We start from the raw sequence: 21,557 nt of genomic DNA, 5'->3' as shown, positions 1-21,557 counted from the left end.
GGACTGCGACCGGCGACCGGTCGGGGGACCAGGACGCGCCACCCCGCCAGGGGCAGCGTGGGCGGCGCGCTCATCGGACCGCCCCGAGCTCGGCGAGGTCGGCGGCGCCGTCGGCCAGCAGGACGTCGGCCAGCTCGACGCCGAGGCGATGCGCGTCGTCGGCGCTGTCGGTGCCCAGGCCGGTGCTGATGCCCCGGCGCAGGGTTGCTCCACCGTCGGGCCGCGCGACCACCGCATCGAGGTGCAACGTCCGGCCGTCGTCGGCCAGCTGCCCCCACGCGCCGATCGGCGCCGCGCAGCCGGCCTCGAGGCGGCCGAGCAACGCCCGTTCGGCGACGACCGCGAGGCGGGTCGGGCGGTGGTCGAGGGCACGCAGCGCCGCGGCCAGCGGGTCTCCGGGCGCCAGGTCGGCGCGCACCTCGACCGCCAGCGCGCCCTGCCCGGGGGCCGGCGCCATGACCTCGGGCGTGAAGACCTCCGTCACGGCGTCGAGCCGCCCGAGCCGGGCCAGGCCGGCGCGGGCGAGCACCACCGCGTCGAGGTCGCCGRGCCCGGTGGTCGAGCCCGCGACGCGACCGAGCCGGGTGTCGACGTTGCCGCGGATGTCGACGACGACGACGTCTGGGCGCGCGGCGAGCAGCTGCGCGGCGCGGCGCGGGGAGCCCGTGCCGATCAGCGCGCCCGAGGGCAGCAGGTCCAGCGTCAGCCGGTCGCGGGCGCACAGGGCGTCGGCCGGGTCCTCGCGCGGGGGGACGGCGCCGAGCAGCAGCCCGTCGGGGTCGCCGGTCGGCAGGTCCTTGAGCGAGTGGACGGCGACGTCGCAGCGGCCGTCCAGCAGCGCGTCCCGCAGGGCGGTCACGAAGACGCCGGTGCCGCCCAGGCTCTGCAGCGAACCGGTCAGGCGGTCGCCGTCCGTGCGGACGTGGACGGTCTCGAGGGTGAGGTCGCCGCGCCCGAGGATGGCGAGGGCGTCGACCACGTGGCCGGTCTGCGTGAGCGCGAGCGCGCTCGCACGGGTCCCGACGCGCACGTGCTGAGGCATGCCGTCAGTCTCCCCCTCTCGCGCGGGGATGTCGAAGTGCGCGAATTGCCGTGACGGGGTCGTGACAATCTGTCAGAAAATAGTGCGGGACAATGTGACCGACGGCATTCTTGCACCGCTTGCCGACGCGTTGTCAGAAAATGCGCGAGCAAATGTCTCAGAGCAGGGACCGGGCGGCCGCGCGGGCATCCGGCACCACGGACGCGAGCCCGTTGCCCGCCACCCAGGCACCGCACACCACGACCCCGTCCCGGTCGGCCACGGCGTCGCGGACCGCACGCACGACGGCCTGGTGCGCGGCGCTCGGCCGGGGGAGCGCCTGCGTCCACCGGACCGCCGCGTGGCCCACCAGCTGGTCCCTCGTCAGCGGCACGCCCAGCAGCGTCGCCGCGTCGCGCAGCGCCAGGTCGACGTCGGGCTCGGTGACCGTGCCGGCGCGGCCGTACGAGAGGCGCACCACGTGCCGGCCCGGACCGGCGACCTGCGCCAGCCACGCCCACTTGGCGGTCGCGTGCGTGAGCGCCTTCGCGGTCACGTCGGCGGCCTCGCGGGCGACGAGCACGCCGGTGCCGCGCGGTGCGGCGTCGAGCGCGGGGGCGTCGAGAACCAGCGTGATCAGCGTGACGGCGGCGCCGGGGTCGGGTTCGCCCACCCCGTCGAGGTCCAGCAGGGTGACCGCCGACGGCGTCGCGAGGACGAGCCTCGGCGCGTCCTGCGGGCCGGCCGACTCGACCCGCCAGCCCTCCGTGGTCCGGGTCAGTCCGGTGACCGTCGAGCCCGTGCGCACCGTGCCGTCGTGGGCCTCGATGTCGGCGACGAGCGCGTCGACCAGGACGTGCAGCCCGCCCTCGATGCCCTGCACCGCGGAGCCCGCGGGGGCCGAGGCGCGCAGCCGTCGCACCGCCCGCGCGAGCGACCCGCGCTCGGCCCCGAGGGCGGCGGCCAGCCCCGGAGCGACCGCGTCGAYGGCGAGGTCGTCGGGGTCGGCCGCGTGCACGCCGCCGACGATCGGCCGCACCAGCYGGTCCAGCACTCGCGTGCCCATCCGCCGCCGGACGAGCCCCCCGAGCGTGGCGTCCGCGGAGCGCGGCAGCACCAGGTCGAGGCTCGCGCGGGCGGCGCCGACCCACCCGAGCGTGCGTCGGACGTCGGCGGCCCACGGGTGCGCGGGGATGCCCAGCAACCCCGTGCGCGGCAGCGGCCCGTCGCCGTGCGGGAGGTGGACCCAGGAGCCGCGGGGCTCGGGCGTCCGGACGCTCCCCGCCAGCCCCAGCTGGYCCAGCAGCTCCGCGACCGTGCCGCCGCGCGTGGCGAACGACTCCGCGCCGGCATCGAGCCGCAGGCCGGCCACCGTGTGCCCGGCGACGGCCCCACCAGGGGTGTCGCGCTCCTCGAGCACCAGCGTCCGCAGCCCCGCCCGGGCCAGCTCGCGGGCCGCGACCAGGCCCGCGATCCCGCCGCCGACGACGATCGCGTCCGTGCTCACCGGGTGCTCATCAGATCCGGTGGACCAGCTCGGCCACGCGGGTCAGGACGGTCGGGTCGGTCTCGGGCGGCACACCGTGGCCCAGGTTCACCACGTGCCCGGGGGCCACCGAGCCGCGCGCGACGACGTCGCGGACGTGCGCCTCCAGCACCGGCCAGGGGGCCGCGAGGAGGGCCGGGTCGATGTTGCCCTGCAGCGGCGTCGTGCCGCCCAGCCGGCGGTTCGCCTCGTCCAGCGGCAGCCGGTAGTCGACGCCGATCACGTCCGCGCCGACGTCCCGCATGGCGCCCAGCAGCTCGCTGGTGCCGGTGCCGAAGTGGACCTTCCGCACGTCCAGGTCGGCGACGTGGCTCAGCGCGCGGGCCGACGCGGGGGCGACGTGCGCGGTGTAGTCGGCGAGCCCGAGCGAGCCGGCCCAGGAGTCGAACAGCTGCGTCGCGCTCGCGCCGGCCAGCACCTGCGCCCGCAGGAACGCGCCGGTGATGTCGGCCGCCCACTCGGTCAGGGCCGCCCAGGTGGCCGGGTCCGCGTGCATGAGGGTGCGGGCCGCCAGGTGGTCGCGCGACGGCCCGCCCTCGACCAGGTACGCGGCGAGCGTGAACGGCGCACCGGCGAAGCCGATCAGCGGCGTGTAGCCGAGCGCGTCGGCCGTGAGCGCGACCCCGTCGGACACCGGGCGCAGGGCCTCGGCGGTGAGCGGGCCCAGGTCGCGCAGCCGCGCCACGTCGTCGGCGGTCCGGACGGCCGAGCCCATCACCGGCCCGACGCCCGGCTTGATCTCCACGTCGACGCCGGCCAGCTTGAGGGGCACGACGATGTCGGAGAAGAAGATCGCGGCGTCCACGTCGTGCCGGCGCACCGGCTGCAGGGTGATCTCGCTGGCGAGCGCCGGGTCCAGGCAGGCCTCGAGCATCGCGGTGCCCTCCCTGGCCGCCCGGTACTCCGGGAGCGACCGTCCGGCCTGCCGCATGAACCAGACGGGGCGCCGCGCAGGCTGCTCGCCGGAATATGCGCGCACCAAGGAAGAATTCTTCGTGCGGCCGTCGACGAGGGGGTGCGCGGAAGGAAGGTTCACGCCTTCGATTGTGCCGGACAATTGTCGAGATGATTAACTCGGGGACGTGGTGCTGCTGTCCCTCGCCGCCAGTCACCACGACCTCGACCTCGAAGTGCTGGAACGTCTCTCCTCGGACGTCCAGGCCGTCGCGTCCGAGCTCGTGGGCTCGACGGCGCACAGGTTCGTCTCGGGTGCCGTCGTCCTGGCGACGTGCAACCGGTTCGAGCTGTACCTCGAGGTGGACGACGCCGAGCACACGTCGTCGGTGCGTGAGGCCGCAGCCACCGCGGTGGCCGGCCGCTCCGGCTACACGCCCGAGCAGGTCTCCGGCCACCTGCGGGTCCGCGCGGGCACCGACGCCGCCGAGCACCTCTTCTCCGTCGCCAGCGGCCTCGACTCGATGGTCGTCGGAGAGCGCGAGATCGCCGGGCAGGTCCGCCGCGCGCTGACCAGCGCCCGCCGCGAGCACACCACCACCTCGGGCCTCGAGTCGCTGTTCCAGGCGGCCTCCCGGGTCTCGCGCACCGTCGAGAGCCGCACCGGCCTCGGCGCCACCGGGCGTTCCGTGGTCGGTGTCGCGCTCGACATCGCCGAGCAGCACCTGCCCGACTGGCCGTCCGTCCGCTGCGTGCTCATCGGCACCGGCTCCTACGCTGGTGCCTCGCTGGCCGCCCTCAAGGCCCGCGGCGCCGGCGACATCCGGGTGTTCTCCGCCTCCGGCCGCGCGGGGGCGTTCGCCGCGGCCCGCGGGGTCCGCGCCCTGCCGTCCTCGGCCGACCTCGCCGCCGAGGTGTCCGACGTCGACCTGGTCGTCGCCTGCAGCGGAGCCGCCGGTGCCGTGCTGGGTGTCGACGCCCTCGCCGTGGCCCGCGCGTCGTCGTCGGCCTCGCTCACCGTCGTGGACCTGGCGCTGCGGCACGACGTCGACCCGGGCGTCCGCTCCCTGCCCGGCGTCCGGCTGGTCAGCCTGCACACCGTCGCCGAGCACGCCCCCGCCGAGCACGCCGCCGTCCGGACCGCCCACGCCGTCGTCGCCGCCGCGGCCGAGGACTACGAGGCCGACCGCCGGGTCCGCGACTGGAACCCCGCGGTCGTCGCCGAGCGGACCCGCGTGCTGGGCGGGCTGGAGGCGGGGCTCAGCGCGCTGCCCGACCGGGACGAGCGGGCCGAGCGTGCCCTGCGTCGCCGCACCCGCGCGGCGCTGCACGCCCCGACGGTCCGGGCCCGTGAGGCGGCCCGCGCCGGCGACGCGACGACGTACGCGGCGGCCCTGGCCGAGCTGGCGTCGATCCCGGTCCCCGCGCTGACCTAGAGAGCGTGCCAGGCCTGGACGGGGGGGAGGGCCAGGCCCGGCACGCGTCCCTCGAGAGTCACGGCGTCGTTGGCGTGACCCTGGTCGGGAACCCTCGGGGTGGAGCGCTCAGGAACGCACCACCTGCTGCTGGGGAGCAGCAGCAGGCCCGGGGGCCCAGGTGTGGGGGACCACCTGGTTGGTCTGGATGTCGGTGAGCTCGGCGGCGTAGACGATGCCCTCGTAGACGCCGGCCTCGACACGGTTCAGGTGCAGGCGCTCGGCCCGCTCGATGTCGTCGCCGAGGTGCGAGATGCGGGCGACGACGTAGCGCTGCGCGTCCTGCCACTGGTCGACGACGCGCACGTGCAGACCGTTCCAGCGGGCCGTCAGGTCGAGCTCGAACAGCTCGGTGACGTCCTCGCGAGCGACCCGCCGGTACCAGCGTCCCGACGGCGACTGGTGGAACCCGGTCTCCGCGAGGGGCGGGTTGGCCAGCGCGAGGACCACCGTGTGGCCACCGTCGACGACGTCGGCCTCGAGGTACGCGCCGTGCCACTTGGCGACGGGGCCGACGCAGCGCGACAGGGACGCGAGCGACGGGCGGGGGGCACCCAGCTGYGTGACGGTCCAGCCGGCGCCGACGTCGCCGTAGCGCGCCAGCAGGGTCGAGGTGCCGTTGTCGTAGACGCGGACGAGCTCGGCGCCCGGGGGGATCCGTGAGTGGCGCAGCCACCACAGCGGGAGGATGTAGCCGGGGACGTCGCGGTACTGGAGCTGGGGCGACGACTCGAACCGCAGCACGTCGATCGAGCGGTCGTACGGGCTGAACGGCGAGCCCTCGTACCCGAGGCCGTGCACCTCGAACAGCTGCGCCGGAGTCGTCGCGAAGGCGACGTCCTCGGCGCGCACGACATATCCCGCCAGGCGGTCATGGCCCGCGGTGAGGTGAGCGCGGGTGAGCGCTGGCGTGATCGCCTTCTGCATGAGCGTCACGATGGGCATCCTTGCCAAGAAGTCGGGTGATGCGGAGGAACGGGGACGAATCAGGCGCGTCGGTGCACGATTGTGCAGCGCGTATAGGACCCGTGTCCAGGAGAGTTCACTCATCCGTATGAAGATGCAGGTCAGGCGCCCTGAGAGCGGTCCCGTCGAAGCGATTCGCATCTGCATGGCCGGCGTGCAGAAGATGGTCGTCCGACGCCCTGCGTTCACCCGTTCGCCATGCGGGGGTCAGACGTCGAGGTAGGCGACCAGATCCTGGGCGATGCCGGTGTACGAGGCAGGCGTGAGCTCCGCGAGGCGCGCCGCGACGTCGTCGGGAAGCCCGAGGCCGCCGATGAACTCGCGCATGTCCGCCGCCGTCAGACGGCGGCCGCGGGTCAGCTCCTTGAGCCGCTCGTACGGGTTCTCCATGCCGGTGACTCCCGCGACGGACGCGGCGCGCATGGCGGACTGGACGGGCTCGCCCAGCACCTCCCAGTTCTCGTCGAGCTCGCGCGCCAGCAGGACCGTGTCGACGCACAGCGCGCGCAGCCCGCGGGCCACGTTGTCGATGGCCAGCAGCGAGTGCCCGAACGCCGGGCCGATGTTGCGCTGCGTGGTCGAGTCGGTGAGGTCGCGCTGCAGGCGGCTGGTGACCAGCGTGCTCGCCAGGGTGTCCAGCAGGGCGCTCGACAGCTCGAGGTTGGCCTCGGCGTTCTCGAACCGGATCGGGTTCACCTTGTGCGGCATGGTCGAGGAGCCGGTCGCGCCGGCCACGGGGATCTGGATGAAGACGCCGCGGGAGATGTAGGTCCACACGTCGGTGGCCAGGTTGTGCAGCACGCGGTTGAACCGGGCGACGTCGGCGTAGAGCTCGGCCTGCCAGTCGTGCGACTCGATCTGCGTGGTCAGCGGGTTCCACGTCAGGCCCAGGTGCTCGACGAACGCCTTGCTGACCGCCGGCCAGTCCGCGCCCGGGACCGCGACGACGTGGGCGCCGTACGTGCCGGTCGCGCCGTTGAGCTTGCCCAGGTACTCGTCGCCGGCGATGCGCGTGAGCTGGCGCCGGAGCCGGTGCGCGAGGACCGCGAGCTCCTTGCCGAGCGTCGTCGGCGTCGCCGGCTGCCCGTGCGTGAGCGCGAGCATCGGCTGGTCCTTCAGCTCGAGCGCGAGCGCGGCGACCTGGTCGACGAGGGCCGTCGCCGCCGGCGCCCAGACCTCCTGCACCGCACCCCGGACCATCAGCGCGTACGACAGGTTGTTGATGTCCTCGCTGGTGCACGCGAAGTGCACGAGCTCGCCCACCTTGTGCAGCGCGGACCCCTCGGGCGCGGCGGACAGGCGGCTCTTGAGGAAGTACTCGACCGCCTTGACGTCGTGCACCGTGATCTTCTCGATGGCCGCGAGCTCCGCGATCTCGTCCGGCCCGAAGGTCGCGACGACGTCGCGGAGGTACTGCTCGTCCGCCGCCGTCAGCGTCGGCGCGCCCGGGACCACCCGGTTCTGCGTCAGGTGGATCAGCCACTCGACCTCGACGTGCACCCGCTCGCGGTTCAGGGCTGCCTCGCTCAGGTGGTCCACCAGCGGCGCGACCGCACCGCGGTAGCGACCGTCGAGCGGGCCGAGGGCGATGGGGGGCGTGACATCCGCGAGCGTGACACGAGAGGGCATGGCGTCATCATCCCAGAGCGCGGGGACGTGGGTCGGCAGGCCCTGCAGGTGCTGCCCGCTCAGTAGCCTGTGCGGACCGGCGGTGCCCGTCGGTCCAGGAGGACGAGGAGCAGGGTGGCGACGCAGGCGCGCAGGCCGGGTGCGGGGCTGCTCGTCGGTGCGTTCGTCGTCGTGGCCGTGCTCGGGGCGGCGCTGGCCGGGCCGTTCCGGCTGTCGCAGCGCAACGTGTCGCAGGGCCCGTTCGACGTGCCGACCTTCACGGCGGGGAACAACACGTCCACCCCGCAGCCGGCCAGCACGGACGCCGCGGCCCAGCTGCCCGCCGGCGCGGAGAAGTGGTTCTACCTGCTGGTCCTCATCGTCATCGGCGCGATCCTGGTGATCGGGGTCTGGATCCTGGGGAACTGGATCCGGCGGTTCCGCGAGGCGCGGATGCCCCTCGAGACCGACGACATGGACCCTGACATCGAGCTGGACGGGGACGTGCTGGACAGTGCGACGCCGGCGCTGCGCGAGGGGGTCCGGCGGGCGTCGCAGGTGCTCGAGGACGAGGTGCCGCCCGGGGATGCCGTCATCGCGGCGTGGGTGGCGCTGGAGACGGCGGCCGGCCGCAGCGGGCTGGTGCGCGACCGGGCGCAGACGGCCACGGAGTTCACGGTGGAGGTCCTCGACGCCACCCGGGCCGACCCGGGGGCCACGCGTCACCTGCTCGAGCTGTACCTCGCGGCGCGGTACTCCGAGCATCGGCTGACCAGGGACGACGTCGCGCAAGCCCGGGAGAGCCTCGCGGCGATCGCCGACGACCTGGCGCGGCGGGGTGACGAGGAGTGAGGCGGCTCGAGTGGCGCCCGCTCGTGGGCTTCGCCGTCGGGTCCGCCGGCGGCTGGGCCTTCGGCCTGACGTTGTTCGCCTCCGCGCTCGTCGGGCTGCTCGGGGCCGCCGCCGTGCTGCTGCTCACGCGAGTGGACGGGACGCCCGACCCCGGCTGGGACCGCGAGCACTACCTGCGTCGGCACGGTGCCCGCGGCGAGGTGCAGGACCTGGCGTGGGCGATGGTGGCGCGCGACGGCCGGGTCGGCGAGCGGGTGCTGCGGCGGCTCAAGGAGGTCGCCCACCACCGGCTCGCCCGGCACGGCCTCACGCTGGAGGAGGCCGAGCCGCTCCTCGGCGCCCGCGCCGTCAGGACGCTGACGCGCACGAAGTCCCCGCTGCCGTCCCTCGCGGACGTGCGGCACACCCTCGACGTGCTCGACCGCCTCGGGYCCACCCGGAGCGCGCAGACCGACGAACCGACGGACGAACCCAGGAGCCCGCAGCCATGAACACCACCCTGACAGTCGCGCAGGTCGCCGACCGCGGGGGCGCTGTCCTCGACGAGGTCTCGACGCTCGTCGTCGGCATGCACGAACCCCTCAAGGTCGCGCTCGCGGCCATCCTCGGCGGCGGGCACGTGCTGTTCGAGGACGTCCCGGGACTGGGCAAGACGCTCGCGGCGCGCAGCCTGGCGACCGCCCTCGGGCTGGAGTTCCGGCGCGTGCAGTGCACGCCCGACCTGCTCCCCTCCGACATCACCGGGTCCAGCGTCTTCGACCCGTCCACGGCGAGCTTCGCGTTCCGGCCGGGGCCCGTGTTCGCGGGCCTGCTGCTGGCCGACGAGATCAACCGGACCGCCCCGAAGACGCAGTCGGCGCTGCTGGAGGCCATGGCGGAGCGGCAGGTCACGGTCGACGGCGAGACCTATCCGCTGCCGGACCCGTTCCACGTCGTCGCCACGTCGAACCCGGTGGAGTACGAGGGGACGTACCCGCTGCCGGAGGCGCAGCTCGACCGGTTCATGGTCCGCATCGCGGTCGGCTACCCGGACCGGGACGGCGAGGTCGACGTGCTCTCGCGGCGGCTGGCCCGGCGGCAGGAGATGGGCTCGGTGCGGACGGTGGTCGACGCCGCCACGCTGCGCGCGATGCAGGCCGGCGTCGAGGCCGTGACGGTCGACGCCGACATCCTGCGCTACTGCGTGGACCTCGCGGCGGCGACCCGGGCGCACGACGCGGTCGAGGTCGGGGCGTCGCCTCGCGGCTCCCAGGCGCTGGTGCTGGTCGCGCGCTCGCTCGCGGTGCTGTCCGGCCGGGACTTCGTCACGCCGGAGGACGTCAAGGCGGCCGCGGTGCCCGCGCTCGCGCACCGGCTCTCTCTGACGCCGCAGGCGTGGGCGACCGGGACGGCGCCGCAGGGCGTGGTCGCGGACGTGCTGAGCCGGGTCCCCGGGCCGACGACGGCGCGCCGGGGATGACCTGGGTCCGCGCGCGGGCGGCGGTCGCCGGGGTCGTCGTCGGCCTCGTGCTCGTCGTCGTCGGCGCGCTGGTGGGACGGGCAGACGTCGCGGTGCTCGGCGCCGCGCCGCTGGTCGCCGGCATGCGGGACTGGCGTCGCCGGCCCGCGGTGCAGCCGATCGTGCGGCTCCAGGCGTCCGATGCCACGGCCCAGCCGGGGACGCTGCGCGCCGACGTCGTGGTCGAGACGCCCGGGAGCGCGCTGCTCGGCGTGCGGCGCGGGTCCCGCGACGTGGCCGAGGCATGGGTGGTCGTCGACGGCAGGCGCACGGTCCCGCTCGTCGTGCACACGGTCCGCACCGGTCCGCAGCAGGTCGCGTCCGTGGACGTGCAGGGCGTCGGACCCGGCGCCGCCAGCGTGTCCGAGCCGTCGGCCCCCTCCTCCCGGTCCGCGCTCGTGCTCTCCGCGCCGCGCCCGCTCGACGCGCTGCCGCTGCCGCCGCGCCTGCGCGGGCTGACCGGCGCGCACGAGTCGCGACGACCCGGCGAGGGCGGCGGCCTGCGGGACGTGCACCCGTTCGCGCCCGGTGACCGGCTGCGCCGCATCGACTGGCGCGTCACGGCTCGTCGGGCACCCGACCTGCACGAGCTCTACGTCCGCCGCGAGCACGCGCTGGCCGAGGCGGTCGTGGTGCTCGTGGTCGACTCCCGCGACGACGTCGGCCCCGACCCGATGACCTGGCGCGGCTCGATCCCGCCGCGGGCGCAGGACCCGACGTCGCTGGACCTGGCCCGGCAGGCCGCGGCCTCGGTCGCGCAGGGGTTCCTCGGCCTCGGCGACCGCGTCGGCCTCGACGACCTCGGCGCCCTCCGTCGCCCCCTGCCCCCCGGCGGCGGCCGACGGCAGCTGGACCGGATCCGGCACGCGCTGGCGCTCACCCGACCCGAGGGCGACCMGCTGCGTCGGCTGCGCGCGCCGCAGGTCCCGTCGGGCGCGCTCGTCGTCCTCTTCTCGACGTTCCTCGACGACGAGGCGGCGCTCGTGGCGTCGGTCTGGCGGCGTGCCGGGCACCGCGTGATCGCGGTCGACGTCCTGCCGACCCTGCGCGAGCGGGCGCTCGGCGACCGCGAGAAGCTCGCGATGCGGCTGATCATGATGGCCCGCGAGGACCGGCTGGCCGAGCTGGCCGACCTCGACATCGAGCTGGTGACCTGGCGGGAGGCGCCCGGCGTCGCGCTCACGGCGCTCGCCCGCCGGGCGCAGCGGCGGGCGGGGGCGTCGCGATGACCGAGGCCACGCTCGACCTGGTCCGTCCCGTGCCCGCGTGGATGCTCCGCGGGGTGCTCGCGCTGCTCGCGGCCGGGACTCTCGTCGTGGCGTTCGTCGGTCCCGGGCCGCGGGCGCACTGGCTCCTGGTCGGCGCGCTCGTCGCGCTGGTCACCGCGACCGTCCTGCAGCCCGGTGTCGGGACCGCCGCGGTCGTCGTCGCCGCCGCGGCCACGCGGGTGCTGGCGGGCGACCCGCCGGCGCTCGGCGTCCTCATGGCCCTCGTGCTGCTGGTGCACCTGACAGTGTGGCTCGGGGCGGTCGCCGCGCGGACCTCGTGGCGGACGCAGGTCGAGCTGGCCGTGGTGGGACGCGGACTGCGCGACGTCGCGGTCGTGCAGGTCGGGGTCCAGGTGCTGACGGTCGTCGCGACGCTGCTGGTCGGTGTCCGGCTGGGGGACGGGGACCTCTGGCGGGCGGTGGCTCTGGTGGCGGCGATCGTGGCGACGGCCGCCCTGCTCCCGCGCGCCCCGTCGTAGCCGTCCACAGCCCCGGCCGTGCACAGCTGCCTCGGCCGACGCACCGTGCCGGCTCGTAGCGTCCCGGCATGCAGATCGAGCGAGCGACCCCCGAGGTGCTCCGGGCGCTGGACCACGTCGAGGCCGCGCACCGGTTGCTGCTCGGCGCGTCCCAGGTGCAGTGGGAGTCGGGGGCGGCGGACCGGTTCCGCGGCGCGCTGGCCGAGGCGCAGGTGCTGGTCCGTGAGGTGCGGGCGGCGATCGGGCTGACGCTGCGGCCGGTGGCGGCGGCCGACGCGGACCCGCGTTCCGCCGTCGCGCTCGTCGGGTCGGGAGGGCGGTGAGCGCCTCGGGCTGGAGCACCGGCTACCGCGTCGCCGGTGGCCCCGGGCCGACGGCCGTCGACCTCGAGGAGCTGGCCCTCACCTGTCGACGGCTGACCGACGCGGCGGACCGGCTCGACGCCGCGGCCTGGTTCCTCACCCGGGCCGCGCAGGCGTGCGAGGGCCTGAGCCCGACCGCCCTCGAGGCCCGGCACGCGCTCGAGGCGGCGCGGGACGGTCGCGGGTCCCCGTGGCGGGCCGCCGACCGGCTGCGCCTGCTCTGCGCCGCGCTCCACCGGGTGGTCGACCTGTACACCGAGGCCGAGTCGACGGCGCACCGGGTGCTGCGGGTGCTGGTCGTCGACGCGGCGGGGCGCCTGGGGGAGCTGCCGGTCGTGGCGGCGCTGCTGGGCGGGGTCGCCGCGGTGGCCGCCGCGGGCGTCGTCGGCGGGAGCGCGACGCGGAGCCTGCTCCTGGGGCGGCCCGACCCGGTGCTCCCCGGGGTGGGCTCGATGGCGGCCGACCTGCCCGACGAGCTCACCGCGGACGGCCGCGCCGAGCTCGAGGTGCTCGCGCTCGCGGCCTTCGTCCGGTCGTCGCAGCGCGGCATCCAGGTGCCGACGCWGCGTCCCGTCCCGGGCGRCACCGCGGCCCTGGTCGGGGCGGTTCCTCCCGCCGGGCCGACCGCCGTGCTGGTCCGCGCCGACCCACCCCAGCTGCCGGCGCCGAGGACGACCGCGGCGGTGCTGGCGAACGTGGCGAGCAGCTACTCGTCGCCCGCGGGCCCTCCGGGTACGCCGCAGGGCGTCATCTCCGTGCAGCAGCTCACGCACCCCGACGGCACGCGGGCGTGGGTGGTCGAGATCCCCGGCACGGAGAGCTGGCGCCCCAACGCGACGACGCCGATGGACCTGACCAGCAACGGCCGGCTGCTCGCCGGGCTGCCGGACGACATGACGGACGCCGTCGTGACGGCGATGCGGCTCTCCGGCATCGCCCCCGACGAGCCGGTGATGCTCGCCGGCCACAGCCAGGGCGGCATGGCCGCGATGTCCGTGGCGGCAGCGGCCGGGAGCGCCTACGCGATCCGGGCGGTCGTCACGGCGGGCACCCCCGACATCCCCCGCCCGGTCCCCGGCGGGGTGGAGGTGCGGCACTACCGGCACGACGAGGACCGGGTGCCCGACGCGGACGGCGTCCCCGACCGGCCCGGCCCGCACGTCACGGTGGTGACCCGCGAGCTCGGGGCGACCGGCGGCCCGGTCGACGCCTCGGTGGAGGAGGCGCACTCGGTGACCCGGTACGTCGAGACGGCGGCCCGTGCGGACGAGGAGCTGTCCGGCAGCCCGGGCATGCGGGCGTTCGACGACGCGGCCGGGTCGGTGCTGGGGCCGCCCGGGACGACGGCGGTGACGCGGCAGTTCCAGGCGACGCGGGACCCGACGGTGGTCGCGGCGCAGCCGCCGCAGCTGTGGCCTAGTAGCTGACCTCGGCGGAGTACTGCCGCGTCCGGTTCCCGGGGATGAGCACGGAGAGGACCAGGCTCACGACGGCGATGATGATGCCGGCCCAGCAGGCGACGCCGAAGTTGTCGATCCGCAGACCCCAGCTCGTCGCCTCCGTGATCCACGCCGTGAGCATGAGCATCAGGGCGTTGACCACGATGGTGAACAGGCCGAGCGTGAGGATGTAGAGCGGGATCGACAGGAACGCGACGATCGGCTTGACGATCGCGTTGACGATGCCGAACACCAGCGCGATCAGCAGGATGATCCCGAGCTGTTGCCAGCCGGTGTCGGCACCGACGATCGAGAGCCCGGGCAGGATCAACGTCGCGAGCCAGATGGCGACGCCGTTGATGAGGACGCGGAGCAGGAAGGCCATGAGTCGATCCTGCCACCGGTCGCGGGGGCCCGGTTCGCGGCGCGCTGCCCGATTGGTCCGTCGCCCGCGGTCCGCTCGACCGGGTGGATCGCGCGGGCGGTGGCATGCTGACCCCCGTGACTCGCGTCCCCCTCCGCCAGGCGCTCGCCGACCTTCCGCCGTACGTCCCCGGGGCGCGCATCCCGGTGGGTGCGGCCGCGTACAAGCTCTCCTCCAACGAGAACCCGTACCCGCCGCTGCCGTCGGTGGTGCTTGCGATCTCGGACGCGGCCGAGGACGTGAACCGGTACCCGGACATGTATGCCACCGAGCTGACCGGCGCGATCGCGGTGTCCCTGGGCGTCGCGCCGGAGAACGTCGTGACGGGCTGCGGCTCGGTCGCCGTGCTGGGCCACGTGCTCACCGCGGTGTGCGAGCCGGGCGACGAGGTCGTCGTGCCGTGGCGGTCGTTCGAGGCTTATCCGATCGCCGTGACCTTGGCCGGCGCGACCGGCGTGATGGTGCCCGTGGGCGACGACGGGCGGCTCGACCTCGAGGCGATGGCCGCCGCGGTGACGCCTCGCACCAAGGTGGTGCTGGTGTGCACCCCGAACAACCCGACCGGTCCGGCGGTGCACGCCGACGAGCTGGCGACGTTCCTCGACGCGGTGCCCAAGGACGTCCTCGTGGTGCTCGACGAGGCGTACGTCGAGTTCGTCCGCGACCCGCAGGCGCCGGACGGGCTGGYTGTCTTCGCCGCCCACTCCAACGTCGTGCTCCTGCGCACGTTCTCCAAGGCGTTCGGGCTCGCCGGCCTGCGGGTGGGCTACGCGGTGGCCCGCCCGCGCCTGGCCGCGGGGATCCGCGCGGCGTCGACGCCGTTCGGGGTCTCGCACGTCGGGCAGATGGCGGCGCTGGCGTCCCTGCGCGCGACGTCGGAGCTGATGAGCCGCGTGGACTCGATCGTCGCGGAGCGTGCGCGGCTTCTGTCCGGCCTGCGGAACCAGGGCTGGACCGTGCCGGACAGCCAGGCCAACTTCGTCTGGCTCCCGCTGGGCGACCAGGCTGCGACCTTCGCGGAGCGGACGGGCCGGGCCGGGGTGCTCGTGCGGCCGTTCGCGGGCGACGGGGTCCGGGTGAGCGTCGGCGAGCCGGAGGCGACCGACCTGCTCCTCGAGGTCGCCGCCGAGTGGCTCGCTCGCTGAGCCTCCCGGGGGAGGTGTAGACAATCCACAAGGGCGTGCGTCGACGGTTGTCGGCGTCGTTCGCGCGCAACCTACGGTGCCGTAGCCTACGCTGACGTAGGTTGCGAGAGTGACCCCCGCGCGGCCCACCGCCGCTGCACCGCGAAGGAGGACCGCGTGGTCCCGAACAGCCCCCTGACCGACGACGGTCTCGTCCAGCTGCTGACCCCCACCGGCCGGCGCACGGCTCATCCCGACTACGACTCCTACATCGCGCACCTCGACGCCGACGCGCTGCGCGGCCTGTACCGCGACATGGTGCTGGTCCGCCGGTTCGACAACGAGGCGACGTCGCTGCAGCGGCAGGGCGAGCTGGCCCTCTTCGCGCAGAGCCTGGGCCAGGAGGCCGCGCAGATCGGCTCCGGCCGCGCGCTCGCGCCCCAGGACCAGGTGTTCCCCAGCTACCGCGAGCACGGGGTCGCCCACACGCGTGGCGTCGACCTGGCCGAGGTGCTGCGGCTGTTCCGCGGCATCGACCACGGCGGCTGGGACCCGCTCGCCCACGGCTTCCACCTGTACACGCTGGTCATCGGCTCGCACACCCTGCACGCCACCGGCTACGCGATGGGTCTGCAGCGCGACGGTGCCGTCGGCTCGGGCGACCCGGACCGGGACGCGGCGGTCGTCACCTACTTCGGCGACGGGTCGACCTCGCAGGGCGACGTCAACGAGGCGCTCGTCTTCGCCGCGGTGAACAACGCGCCGGTCGTCTTCTTCTGCCAGAACAACCAGTGGGCGATCTCGGAGCCGACCAGCCGGCAGTCCCGCGTGCCGCTGGCCGACCGCGGCCCGGGCTTCGGCATCCCGAGCGTCCGCGTCGACGGGAACGACGTCCTGGCCACGTACGCGGTGACCGCGGAGGCGCTGGAGCGCGCGCGGACCGGCGGCGGACCCACGTTCATCGAGGCGTTCACGTACCGGATGGGCGCGCACACCACCTCCGACGACCCGAGCCGCTACCGGTCGGCCGCCGAGGAGGAGTACTGGCGCCAGCGCGACCCGATCGACCGCCTGCGCCTGCACCTGGAGGAGCGCGGCGAGCTCTCGGCGGAGTTCCTGGCCGGGCTCGCGGCCGAGGGCGACGCCCTGGGCGAGCGGATCCGCACGACGGTCCGCGGCATGGGTCGCCCGTCGGCGGCCTCGATGTTCGAGCACGTCTACGCCACCCCGCACTCGGTGGTGGAGTCCGAGCGGGCGTGGTTCGAGGCCTACGAGGCGTCGTTCCTGGATGCCGGCCAGTCCGGTGAGAGGAGCCACCGATGACCACCATGACGTTCGCCAAGGCGATCAACCTGGGCCTGCGCAAGTCGCTCGAGCAGAGCCCGAAGGTGCTGCTCATGGGCGAGGACATCGGCGCGCTCGGCGGAGTGTTCCGGGTGACCGACGGCCTGCAGAAGGACTTCGGCGGCGACCGGGTGGTCGACACCCCGCTGGCGGAGTCCGGCATCGTCGGCACCGCGATCGGCCTGGCGCTGCGCGGCTACCGCCCCGTGTGCGAGATCCAGTTCGACGGGTTCATCTTCCCGGCGTTCGACCAGATCACCACGCAGCTGGCCAAGATGCACTACCGGTCGAAGGGCCGGCTCACCCTGCCCGTCGTCATCCGCGTGCCCTACGGCGGCGGCATCGGCGCGGTCGAGCACCACAGCGAGTCGCCCGAGGCGCTGTTCGCGCACACCGCCGGCCTGCGGGTGATCAGCCCGTCGTCGCCCGCCGAGGCGTTCTCGATGATCCAGCAGGCCATCGCGTCGCCGGACCCCGTCCTGTTCTTCGAGCCCAAGGGCCGGTACTGGGAGAAGGGCGAGGTCGACGTCGACGCCGCCATCGACGCCCCGCACCCCGCGCTCGACACCGCCAAGGTGCTCCGTGCCGGCACCGACGTCACCGTCGTCGCGTACGGCCCCACCGTGCAGACCGCGCTCAAGGCGGCCGAGACGGCCGCGGCCGAGGGGACGAGCGTCGAGGTGGTCGACCTGCGGACCCTGAGCCCGCTCGACACGGCGACCGTGGCCGCGTCGGTCCGGCGCACCGGTCGCTGCGTCGTCGTGCACGAGGCCCCGGTGCTCTACGGCACCGGCGCCGAGGTGGCCGCGCGCATCACCGAGGAGTGCTTCTACCACCTCGAGGCGCCCGTGCTGCGCGTCGGCGGCTTCCACACGCCGTACCCCGTCGCCAAGATCGAGCACGACTACCTGCCCGGGCTCGACCGCGTCCTGGACGCCGTCGACCGCTCGCTGGCCTTCTGAGGAGACGACAGTGCCGACGTACCAGCAGTTCCCGCTGCCCGACGCGGGCGAGGGTCTGACCGAGGCCGAGATCGTCGCCTGGCACGTCGCCGTCGGCGACACGGTCGAGGTCAACCAGACCATCGTCGAGATCGAGACGGCGAAGTCGCTGGTCGACCTGCCGAGCCCCTGGTCCGGCGTGGTGACGCGCATCCTGGTCGAGCCGGGACAGACCGTCGACGTGGGGACCCCCATCATCGAGGTCGACACGGACCCGTCGGGCGCGCCGGTCCCGGAGCCGCCGCCCGTCGCGTCCACCGGCGGCGCCGTCGAGCACGGGCACCGCGGCGGCGGCAACCGGCACGCGGGCGTCGAGCCGGGTGGTTCCGACGAGATCGAGGCGGCCCGCGCCGGCCGCGCGGGCGAGCCCGCACCGACCGCGCCGTCGCCGGCACCGGAGCCCGAACCCGTCGCTCGTGAGGCCGTGCTCGTCGGCTACGGCCTGACCGAGACCGGCACCGCGCGCCGCGACCGGACCGCGGACGGCGCGCCGGCCAACGGCGCTCCAGCCGCCGCGACCTCCTCGCAGCGTGAGGCCACCCGGCACGCGCTGGCCAAGCCCCCGGTCCGCAAGCTGGCGCGCGAGCTCGGCGTCGACCTCGACTCCGTGTCGGCCACCGGCCCCGGGGGGATCGTCACCCGCGAGGACGTGCTCGGCCGCGCGGCGCAGGCGGAGGCCCGGACCCTGGCCACCTACCCGGGCGACGACGCGCCGTGGCTGGCCAGCGGCACGGTCTCCTCGGACGGCCGCCAGACGCGCGTGCCCGTGAAGTCGGTGCGCAAGCGGACCGCCGAGGCCATGGTGACCAGCGCGTTCACCGCCCCCCACGTCACCGTCTTCCACACGATCGACGTCACCAAGACGATGAAGCTGGTCGAGCGGCTGCGGGCGGACCGGGAGTTCGCCGACGTCCGCGTGACCCCGCTGCTCATCGCCGCCAAGGCCCTCATGCTCGCCGTGCGCCGGCACCCCGAGATCAACGGGAGCTGGGACGAGGAGGCGCAGGAGATCGTCTACAAGCACTACATCAACCTCGGGATCGCGGCGGCGACCCCCCGCGGGCTCGTCGTGCCCAACATGAAGGACGCCCACCGGCTGAACCTCAAGGAGCTGGCGACCGCGCTGTCCGAGCTCACGTCGACCGCCCGCGCCGGCCGGACGACGCCCGCGGACATGTCCGACGGCACGATCACCATCACGAACGTCGGGGTGTTCGGCATCGACAGCGGCACGCCGATCCTCAACCCCGGCGAGGCCGCGATCCTCGCGTTCGGCGCCATCCGCGAGCAGCCGTGGGTGCACAAGGGGAAGATCAAGATCCGCCACGTCACGCAGCTCGCGCTGAGCTTCGACCACCGCCTGGTCGACGGTGCGCTGGGCTCGCAGGTGCTGGCCGACGTCGCGCGGGTCCTGCACGACCCGTCGCACGGGCTCGTGTGGGGCTGACGGCGTGCGGCCGTCGGCCGCGGACCGTGTGAGACTCCCAGGCATGACCGTCGAGGACCCACGCCCCACGGTCGTCGTGCGGCCGTTGACCGCCGCCGACGACCTCGTGCTCGAGCGGACCGGGTACGAGCGCGGCGACACGCTGCACCCGGTCGGGGTGGTCGAGCGCCCCGACGCCCTCGGGCGGGCGCGGCACACCTACCTCGTCGACACGACGAACCCGCTGGTGGTCGACTCCCGCGTGCTGCTGGAGCAGGCCGGCAGCGCCTACCGGTTCCTCGACGCCAACGGCGAGTCGCTGACCGTCCGTGACCTGCGGCGATTCCGGATCCTCGTCGAGGTGCCCTCGTGAGCGCCGAGCTCGACGACCTGCACGCCGACGCGCTCGACAACGACCTGCTCGACGGGGTCGACGTCGTCGTCACGGGCGTGACGGTGTCGGTCGGCCACGAGTGCATCGTGTTCGAGGAGACCGACGGGGCGTTCGCCGTGCTCTACCGGGACGCCGGCACGACGAGGACGCTGTTCGCGTCGCGCTCGTTCGCGCAGGCGCGGGCCGTGTTCCTCGACGAGGCGTGCTGGCTCGGTGCCGAGCGCGGCCGCGGACCGTACGTCGGGCGCGACCAGGCCGTCGGCACCGAGGGCTGGACCACGGCGCAGGTGGTCGCCGCCTACGACCGCCGCGTGGTCGACGGGACCTGAGCGGGCCGCTCGACCACCAGCGCCGCGACGCCGAGCACGATCGCGCCGATCTCGGAGATCGCCGACAGCCATATCGCGACGCCTTCCCACGGCTCGTGCACGCCGAAGAACCCGCCGGGAGTGGTCGAGATGATGAACGCCGCCAGGGTGGCGGCGCCGAACCCGATCGCGCCGAGCAGCGGGAGCCAGTGCCGCCAGACCAGGACGAGGACGCCGAGCACCAGCCCCGCGATGCCGTTGAGCAGGAACAGGGGTCCGACGACCTCGAGGGTCTTCATGCCGCTCGCCCACAGGTCCAGGTGGACGACCGCGGACAGCATGACGCAGGCGGACAGCAGCGCCCGCAGGACGTCGGACGTCGCCTGGGTGCCGGTGTGCCAGGGCGTGCTCTCCACCCGGCTCACGCCTTGCCGGACCGGACGGCTCCGTTGCTGACGTGCACGTCGAACTGCATCAGCGGCGACGGCGCCGGCCCGGACACGTTGGCCCCCGTCAGGTCGTACACCGACCCGTGGCAGGGGCACTTGAGCTCGTTCCCCTGCGGCGCGACGGTGCACTGCTGGTGCGTGCAGACCGCCGTCATGGCGACCACCTTGCCCTTCGTGGGCTGCACCAGGATGATCGGCTGGCCGTCGGCGAGCGTGGCAGAGATCGCGCCGCCCACCGGGATGTCGGAGAGCTGCGCGAGCGCCCCGTCGCTCTTGTCGGTCGGGGCGTCGGAGCCGCCGCACGCGGCCAGCACGCTCGCCGCGGCGACGCCCATCGTCACCAGGCCGGCCCGGACGAGCATCTCCCGCCGGTCCAGGCAACCGTCGCAGGTGTGGGGGGCACTCTGTGCTGTCGTGGACATCGGGACCTCCGGGTCGGACCTGGTGACGCTGGCACCTGTGTCACGGTTCTGCGCCCGTCAAGGTTCACCTGGGAACGCAAGGTTCACTCGACTGCGGCACCCGTTCCGGATGGCCCCACGACGCAGGTGGTCGCCGGTTGCTACCCCCGCGTGCTCGACAGGACCTGAGCGCGCCGCTCCACCACCAGCGCCGCGATGCCGAGCACGATCGCGCCGATCTCCGAGATCGCCGACAGCCACACCGGCGCGCCCACCCACTTCTCGTGCACGCCGAAGAACCCGCCGGACGTCGTCGAGATGAGGAACGCCGTCAGCGTGGCGACGCCGAACCCGACCGCGCCGAGCAGCGGCAGCCAGTGCCGCCACACGATCACCAGCACGCCCAGCACCAGGCCGCCGATCCCGTTGAGCAGGAACGCCGGGCCGACGACGTCGAGCGTCTTCATGCCGTCCTGCCAGAGGTACAGATGGACGACCGCCGAGACCACCACGCAGATGGCGATGAGCACCCGCAGGATCGTGGACGTGGTTCTCTGGGAGCTCTGGGAGACGGACATGGCTCAGGCCTTTCCTGCGAGGACGGCGCCGTCGCTCACGTGCACGTCGACCGCCGGCAGCGGCGACGGCGCCGGGCCGGACACGTTCCCGCCGGTCAGGTCGAACACCGACCCGTGGCACGGGCACTTCAGCTCCTTGCCGTCCGGTGCCACCGTGCAGCCCTGGTGGGTGCAGATGGCCGACACCGCCGTGACGGTGCCCGCCTCGGGCTGGAGCAGGATGATCGGCTTGCCGTCCGCGCCGGTCGCGGCGAGCGCGCCGCCGACCGGGATGTCCGAGACCTGGGCCAGCGCCGCGCCGGGGGCGGGCGTGCTCGCAGGGGTGTCCGAGCCGCCGCCGCCGCACGCGGCGAGCACACCGGCCGCGGCGACGCCCATGGTCACCAGGCCGGCGCGGACCAGCACGGCCCGTCGGTCCAGGCACCCGTCACAGGTGTGCTCGCTGGTCGCTGCTGCCGGGGACTCCTGCGTCAACGCGGACATCTCCACCTCCGTGTCAGGGCTTGCTCCGGCCGTCACCAGTGTCACGGTGCCGGGGCCGCCGAGGTTCAACCCCGGCCGCGCCCATTCTGACGAACCTCCCTGTGGGGCGCGGGCCAGACGCGCGGGTCCTGCGCGTGGGCTGGGCGGGGGCCCGACGCGCGGGTCCGGCGCGTCGGCTCGCGGGGCGGGCCCGACGCGTGGGCTACCGGCGCTGGCC

The 21,557-nt window shown here is 74.6% G+C and carries 24 protein-coding genes; 14 read left to right on the top strand and 10 right to left on the bottom strand.

Annotated elements, in window-relative coordinates; translation table 11 throughout:
• Positions 1–70: 70 nt before the first annotated feature.
• The 3 genes from hemC to hemE form a co-directional block, all read right to left on the bottom strand.
• Positions 71–1,042, bottom strand: a complete 972-nt coding sequence (hemC, locus tag ACXJKG_RS08930) for a hydroxymethylbilane synthase (protein ID WP_456845407.1) — start codon at positions 1,040–1,042, stop codon at positions 71–73.
• 157 nt (positions 1,043–1,199) lie between these two features.
• A complete protein-coding gene (locus ACXJKG_RS08925) occupies positions 1,200–2,528 on the bottom strand; it encodes a protoporphyrinogen/coproporphyrinogen oxidase (protein WP_456845406.1) in 1,329 nt (442 codons plus the stop codon).
• A gap of 10 nt (positions 2,529–2,538) precedes the next feature.
• Positions 2,539–3,603, bottom strand: a complete 1,065-nt coding sequence (hemE, locus tag ACXJKG_RS08920; protein WP_456845405.1) for a uroporphyrinogen decarboxylase — start codon at positions 3,601–3,603, stop codon at positions 2,539–2,541.
• Between the two features lie 46 nt (positions 3,604–3,649).
• On the opposite strand from hemE, the gene ACXJKG_RS08915 reads away from it, so the two are divergent.
• Complete coding sequence (locus tag ACXJKG_RS08915) at positions 3,650–4,897, top strand: glutamyl-tRNA reductase (RefSeq protein WP_456845404.1); 1,248 nt, start codon at positions 3,650–3,652, stop codon at positions 4,895–4,897.
• Positions 4,898–5,005: 108 nt separating this feature from the next.
• Here ACXJKG_RS08915 and ACXJKG_RS08910 read toward each other — a convergent pair whose 3' ends face one another.
• Together ACXJKG_RS08910 and purB are read right to left on the bottom strand one after the other, a co-directional pair.
• A complete protein-coding gene (locus tag ACXJKG_RS08910; protein WP_456845408.1) occupies positions 5,006–5,863 on the bottom strand; it encodes a hypothetical protein in 858 nt (285 codons plus the stop codon).
• Between the two features lie 246 nt (positions 5,864–6,109).
• Complete coding sequence (purB, locus tag ACXJKG_RS08905; protein WP_456845403.1) at positions 6,110–7,531, bottom strand: adenylosuccinate lyase; 1,422 nt, start codon at positions 7,529–7,531, stop codon at positions 6,110–6,112.
• Positions 7,532–7,645: 114 nt separating this feature from the next.
• Here purB and ACXJKG_RS08900 point away from each other — a divergent pair, with 114 nt between their 5' ends.
• The 7 genes from ACXJKG_RS08900 (at position 7,646) to ACXJKG_RS08870 (ending at position 13,396) form a co-directional block, all read left to right on the top strand.
• Positions 7,646–8,362, top strand: a complete 717-nt coding sequence (locus tag ACXJKG_RS08900) for a DUF4129 domain-containing protein (RefSeq protein ID WP_456845402.1) — start codon at positions 7,646–7,648, stop codon at positions 8,360–8,362.
• Entirely contained in the window at positions 8,359–8,853 is a 495-nt protein-coding gene (locus ACXJKG_RS08895; protein WP_456845401.1) for a hypothetical protein, read from the top strand. Before ACXJKG_RS08900 ends, ACXJKG_RS08895 begins: the two co-directional genes overlap by 4 nt.
• Positions 8,850–9,821, top strand: coding sequence for an AAA family ATPase (locus ACXJKG_RS08890; RefSeq protein WP_456845400.1), 972 nt, complete (start codon positions 8,850–8,852; stop codon positions 9,819–9,821). Before ACXJKG_RS08895 ends, ACXJKG_RS08890 begins: the two co-directional genes overlap by 4 nt.
• Positions 9,818–11,089, top strand: a complete 1,272-nt coding sequence (locus ACXJKG_RS08885; RefSeq protein ID WP_456845399.1) for a DUF58 domain-containing protein — start codon at positions 9,818–9,820, stop codon at positions 11,087–11,089. Before ACXJKG_RS08890 ends, ACXJKG_RS08885 begins: the two co-directional genes overlap by 4 nt.
• Positions 11,086–11,607 carry a hypothetical protein gene (locus tag ACXJKG_RS08880; RefSeq protein WP_456845398.1) on the top strand — a complete coding sequence of 174 codons (522 nt, stop codon included), beginning with the start codon at positions 11,086–11,088 and terminating at the stop codon, positions 11,605–11,607. The genes ACXJKG_RS08885 and ACXJKG_RS08880 overlap by 4 nt, the downstream gene beginning before the upstream one ends.
• Positions 11,608–11,675: 68 nt before the next feature.
• Positions 11,676–11,930 carry a hypothetical protein gene (locus ACXJKG_RS08875; RefSeq protein WP_456845397.1) on the top strand — a complete coding sequence of 85 codons (255 nt, stop codon included), beginning with the start codon at positions 11,676–11,678 and terminating at the stop codon, positions 11,928–11,930.
• Positions 11,927–13,396, top strand: coding sequence for a hypothetical protein (locus ACXJKG_RS08870; RefSeq protein ID WP_456845396.1), 1,470 nt, complete (start codon positions 11,927–11,929; stop codon positions 13,394–13,396). Before ACXJKG_RS08875 ends, ACXJKG_RS08870 begins: the two co-directional genes overlap by 4 nt.
• Here the strand turns inward: ACXJKG_RS08870 and ACXJKG_RS08865 are convergent.
• Positions 13,386–13,793: a phage holin family protein gene (locus ACXJKG_RS08865; protein WP_456845395.1), complete on the bottom strand. Its 408-nt coding sequence runs from the start codon at positions 13,791–13,793 to the stop codon at positions 13,386–13,388. The two genes, ACXJKG_RS08870 and ACXJKG_RS08865, sit on opposite strands and share 11 nt — an antisense overlap.
• Before the next feature lie 104 nt (positions 13,794–13,897).
• On the opposite strand from ACXJKG_RS08865, the gene hisC reads away from it, so the two are divergent.
• From hisC to ACXJKG_RS08835, 6 genes are all read left to right on the top strand, one after another.
• Positions 13,898–14,977: a histidinol-phosphate transaminase gene (gene hisC / locus ACXJKG_RS08860; protein WP_456845394.1), complete on the top strand. Its 1,080-nt coding sequence runs from the start codon at positions 13,898–13,900 to the stop codon at positions 14,975–14,977.
• A gap of 156 nt (positions 14,978–15,133) precedes the next feature.
• On the top strand, positions 15,134–16,279 hold the full coding sequence (pdhA, locus tag ACXJKG_RS08855) for a pyruvate dehydrogenase (acetyl-transferring) E1 component subunit alpha (protein ID WP_456845393.1): 1,146 nt from the start codon (positions 15,134–15,136) through the stop codon (positions 16,277–16,279).
• Complete coding sequence (locus tag ACXJKG_RS08850) at positions 16,276–17,262, top strand: alpha-ketoacid dehydrogenase subunit beta (RefSeq protein ID WP_456845392.1); 987 nt, start codon at positions 16,276–16,278, stop codon at positions 17,260–17,262. Before pdhA ends, ACXJKG_RS08850 begins: the two co-directional genes overlap by 4 nt.
• 10 nt (positions 17,263–17,272) lie before the next feature.
• Positions 17,273–18,748 carry a dihydrolipoamide acetyltransferase family protein gene (locus tag ACXJKG_RS08845; RefSeq protein ID WP_456845391.1) on the top strand — a complete coding sequence of 492 codons (1,476 nt, stop codon included), beginning with the start codon at positions 17,273–17,275 and terminating at the stop codon, positions 18,746–18,748.
• Positions 18,749–18,791: 43 nt separating this feature from the next.
• On the top strand, positions 18,792–19,100 hold the full coding sequence (locus tag ACXJKG_RS08840) for a hypothetical protein (RefSeq protein ID WP_456845390.1): 309 nt from the start codon (positions 18,792–18,794) through the stop codon (positions 19,098–19,100).
• Entirely contained in the window at positions 19,097–19,450 is a 354-nt protein-coding gene (locus ACXJKG_RS08835) for a hypothetical protein (protein WP_456845389.1), read from the top strand. The genes ACXJKG_RS08840 and ACXJKG_RS08835 overlap by 4 nt, the downstream gene beginning before the upstream one ends.
• Here ACXJKG_RS08835 and ACXJKG_RS08830 read toward each other — a convergent pair.
• The 4 genes from ACXJKG_RS08830 to ACXJKG_RS08815 form a co-directional block, all read right to left on the bottom strand.
• Complete coding sequence (locus ACXJKG_RS08830; RefSeq protein WP_456845388.1) at positions 19,420–19,845, bottom strand: hypothetical protein; 426 nt, start codon at positions 19,843–19,845, stop codon at positions 19,420–19,422. The two genes, ACXJKG_RS08835 and ACXJKG_RS08830, sit on opposite strands and share 31 nt — an antisense overlap.
• A 5-nt stretch (positions 19,846–19,850) precedes the next feature.
• Positions 19,851–20,300 carry a QcrA and Rieske domain-containing protein gene (locus ACXJKG_RS08825; RefSeq protein ID WP_456845387.1) on the bottom strand — a complete coding sequence of 150 codons (450 nt, stop codon included), beginning with the start codon at positions 20,298–20,300 and terminating at the stop codon, positions 19,851–19,853.
• 140 nt (positions 20,301–20,440) lie between these two features.
• On the bottom strand, positions 20,441–20,857 hold the full coding sequence (locus ACXJKG_RS08820) for a hypothetical protein (RefSeq protein WP_456845386.1): 417 nt from the start codon (positions 20,855–20,857) through the stop codon (positions 20,441–20,443).
• 3 nt (positions 20,858–20,860) lie between these two features.
• Positions 20,861–21,340 carry a QcrA and Rieske domain-containing protein gene (locus ACXJKG_RS08815; protein WP_456845385.1) on the bottom strand — a complete coding sequence of 160 codons (480 nt, stop codon included), beginning with the start codon at positions 21,338–21,340 and terminating at the stop codon, positions 20,861–20,863.
• Positions 21,341–21,557 lie beyond the last annotated feature (217 nt).

The sequence above is a fragment of the Cellulomonas sp. P5_C6 genome, from assembly GCF_054049635.1.
This window is presented reverse-complemented; position numbering and strand designations above follow the sequence as displayed.

Excerpts from the sequence above, each read along its gene's own strand:
- purB (WP_456845403.1), bottom strand. The coding sequence starts at position 7,531 with ATGCCCTCTCGTGTCACGCTCGCGGATGTCACGCCCCCCATCGCCCTC.
- ACXJKG_RS08890 (WP_456845400.1), top strand. The coding sequence starts at position 8,850 with ATGAACACCACCCTGACAGTCGCGCAGGTCGCCGACCGCGGGGGCGCT.
- ACXJKG_RS08880 (WP_456845398.1), top strand. The coding sequence starts at position 11,086 with ATGACCGAGGCCACGCTCGACCTGGTCCGTCCCGTGCCCGCGTGGATG.
- ACXJKG_RS08875 (WP_456845397.1), top strand. The coding sequence starts at position 11,676 with ATGCAGATCGAGCGAGCGACCCCCGAGGTGCTCCGGGCGCTGGACCAC.
- ACXJKG_RS08865 (WP_456845395.1), bottom strand. The coding sequence starts at position 13,793 with ATGGCCTTCCTGCTCCGCGTCCTCATCAACGGCGTCGCCATCTGGCTC.
- ACXJKG_RS08850 (WP_456845392.1), top strand. The coding sequence starts at position 16,276 with ATGACCACCATGACGTTCGCCAAGGCGATCAACCTGGGCCTGCGCAAG.
- ACXJKG_RS08840 (WP_456845390.1), top strand. The coding sequence starts at position 18,792 with ATGACCGTCGAGGACCCACGCCCCACGGTCGTCGTGCGGCCGTTGACC.
- ACXJKG_RS08825 (WP_456845387.1), bottom strand. The coding sequence starts at position 20,300 with ATGTCCACGACAGCACAGAGTGCCCCCCACACCTGCGACGGTTGCCTG.
- ACXJKG_RS08820 (WP_456845386.1), bottom strand. The coding sequence starts at position 20,857 with ATGTCCGTCTCCCAGAGCTCCCAGAGAACCACGTCCACGATCCTGCGG.
- ACXJKG_RS08815 (WP_456845385.1), bottom strand. The coding sequence starts at position 21,340 with ATGTCCGCGTTGACGCAGGAGTCCCCGGCAGCAGCGACCAGCGAGCAC.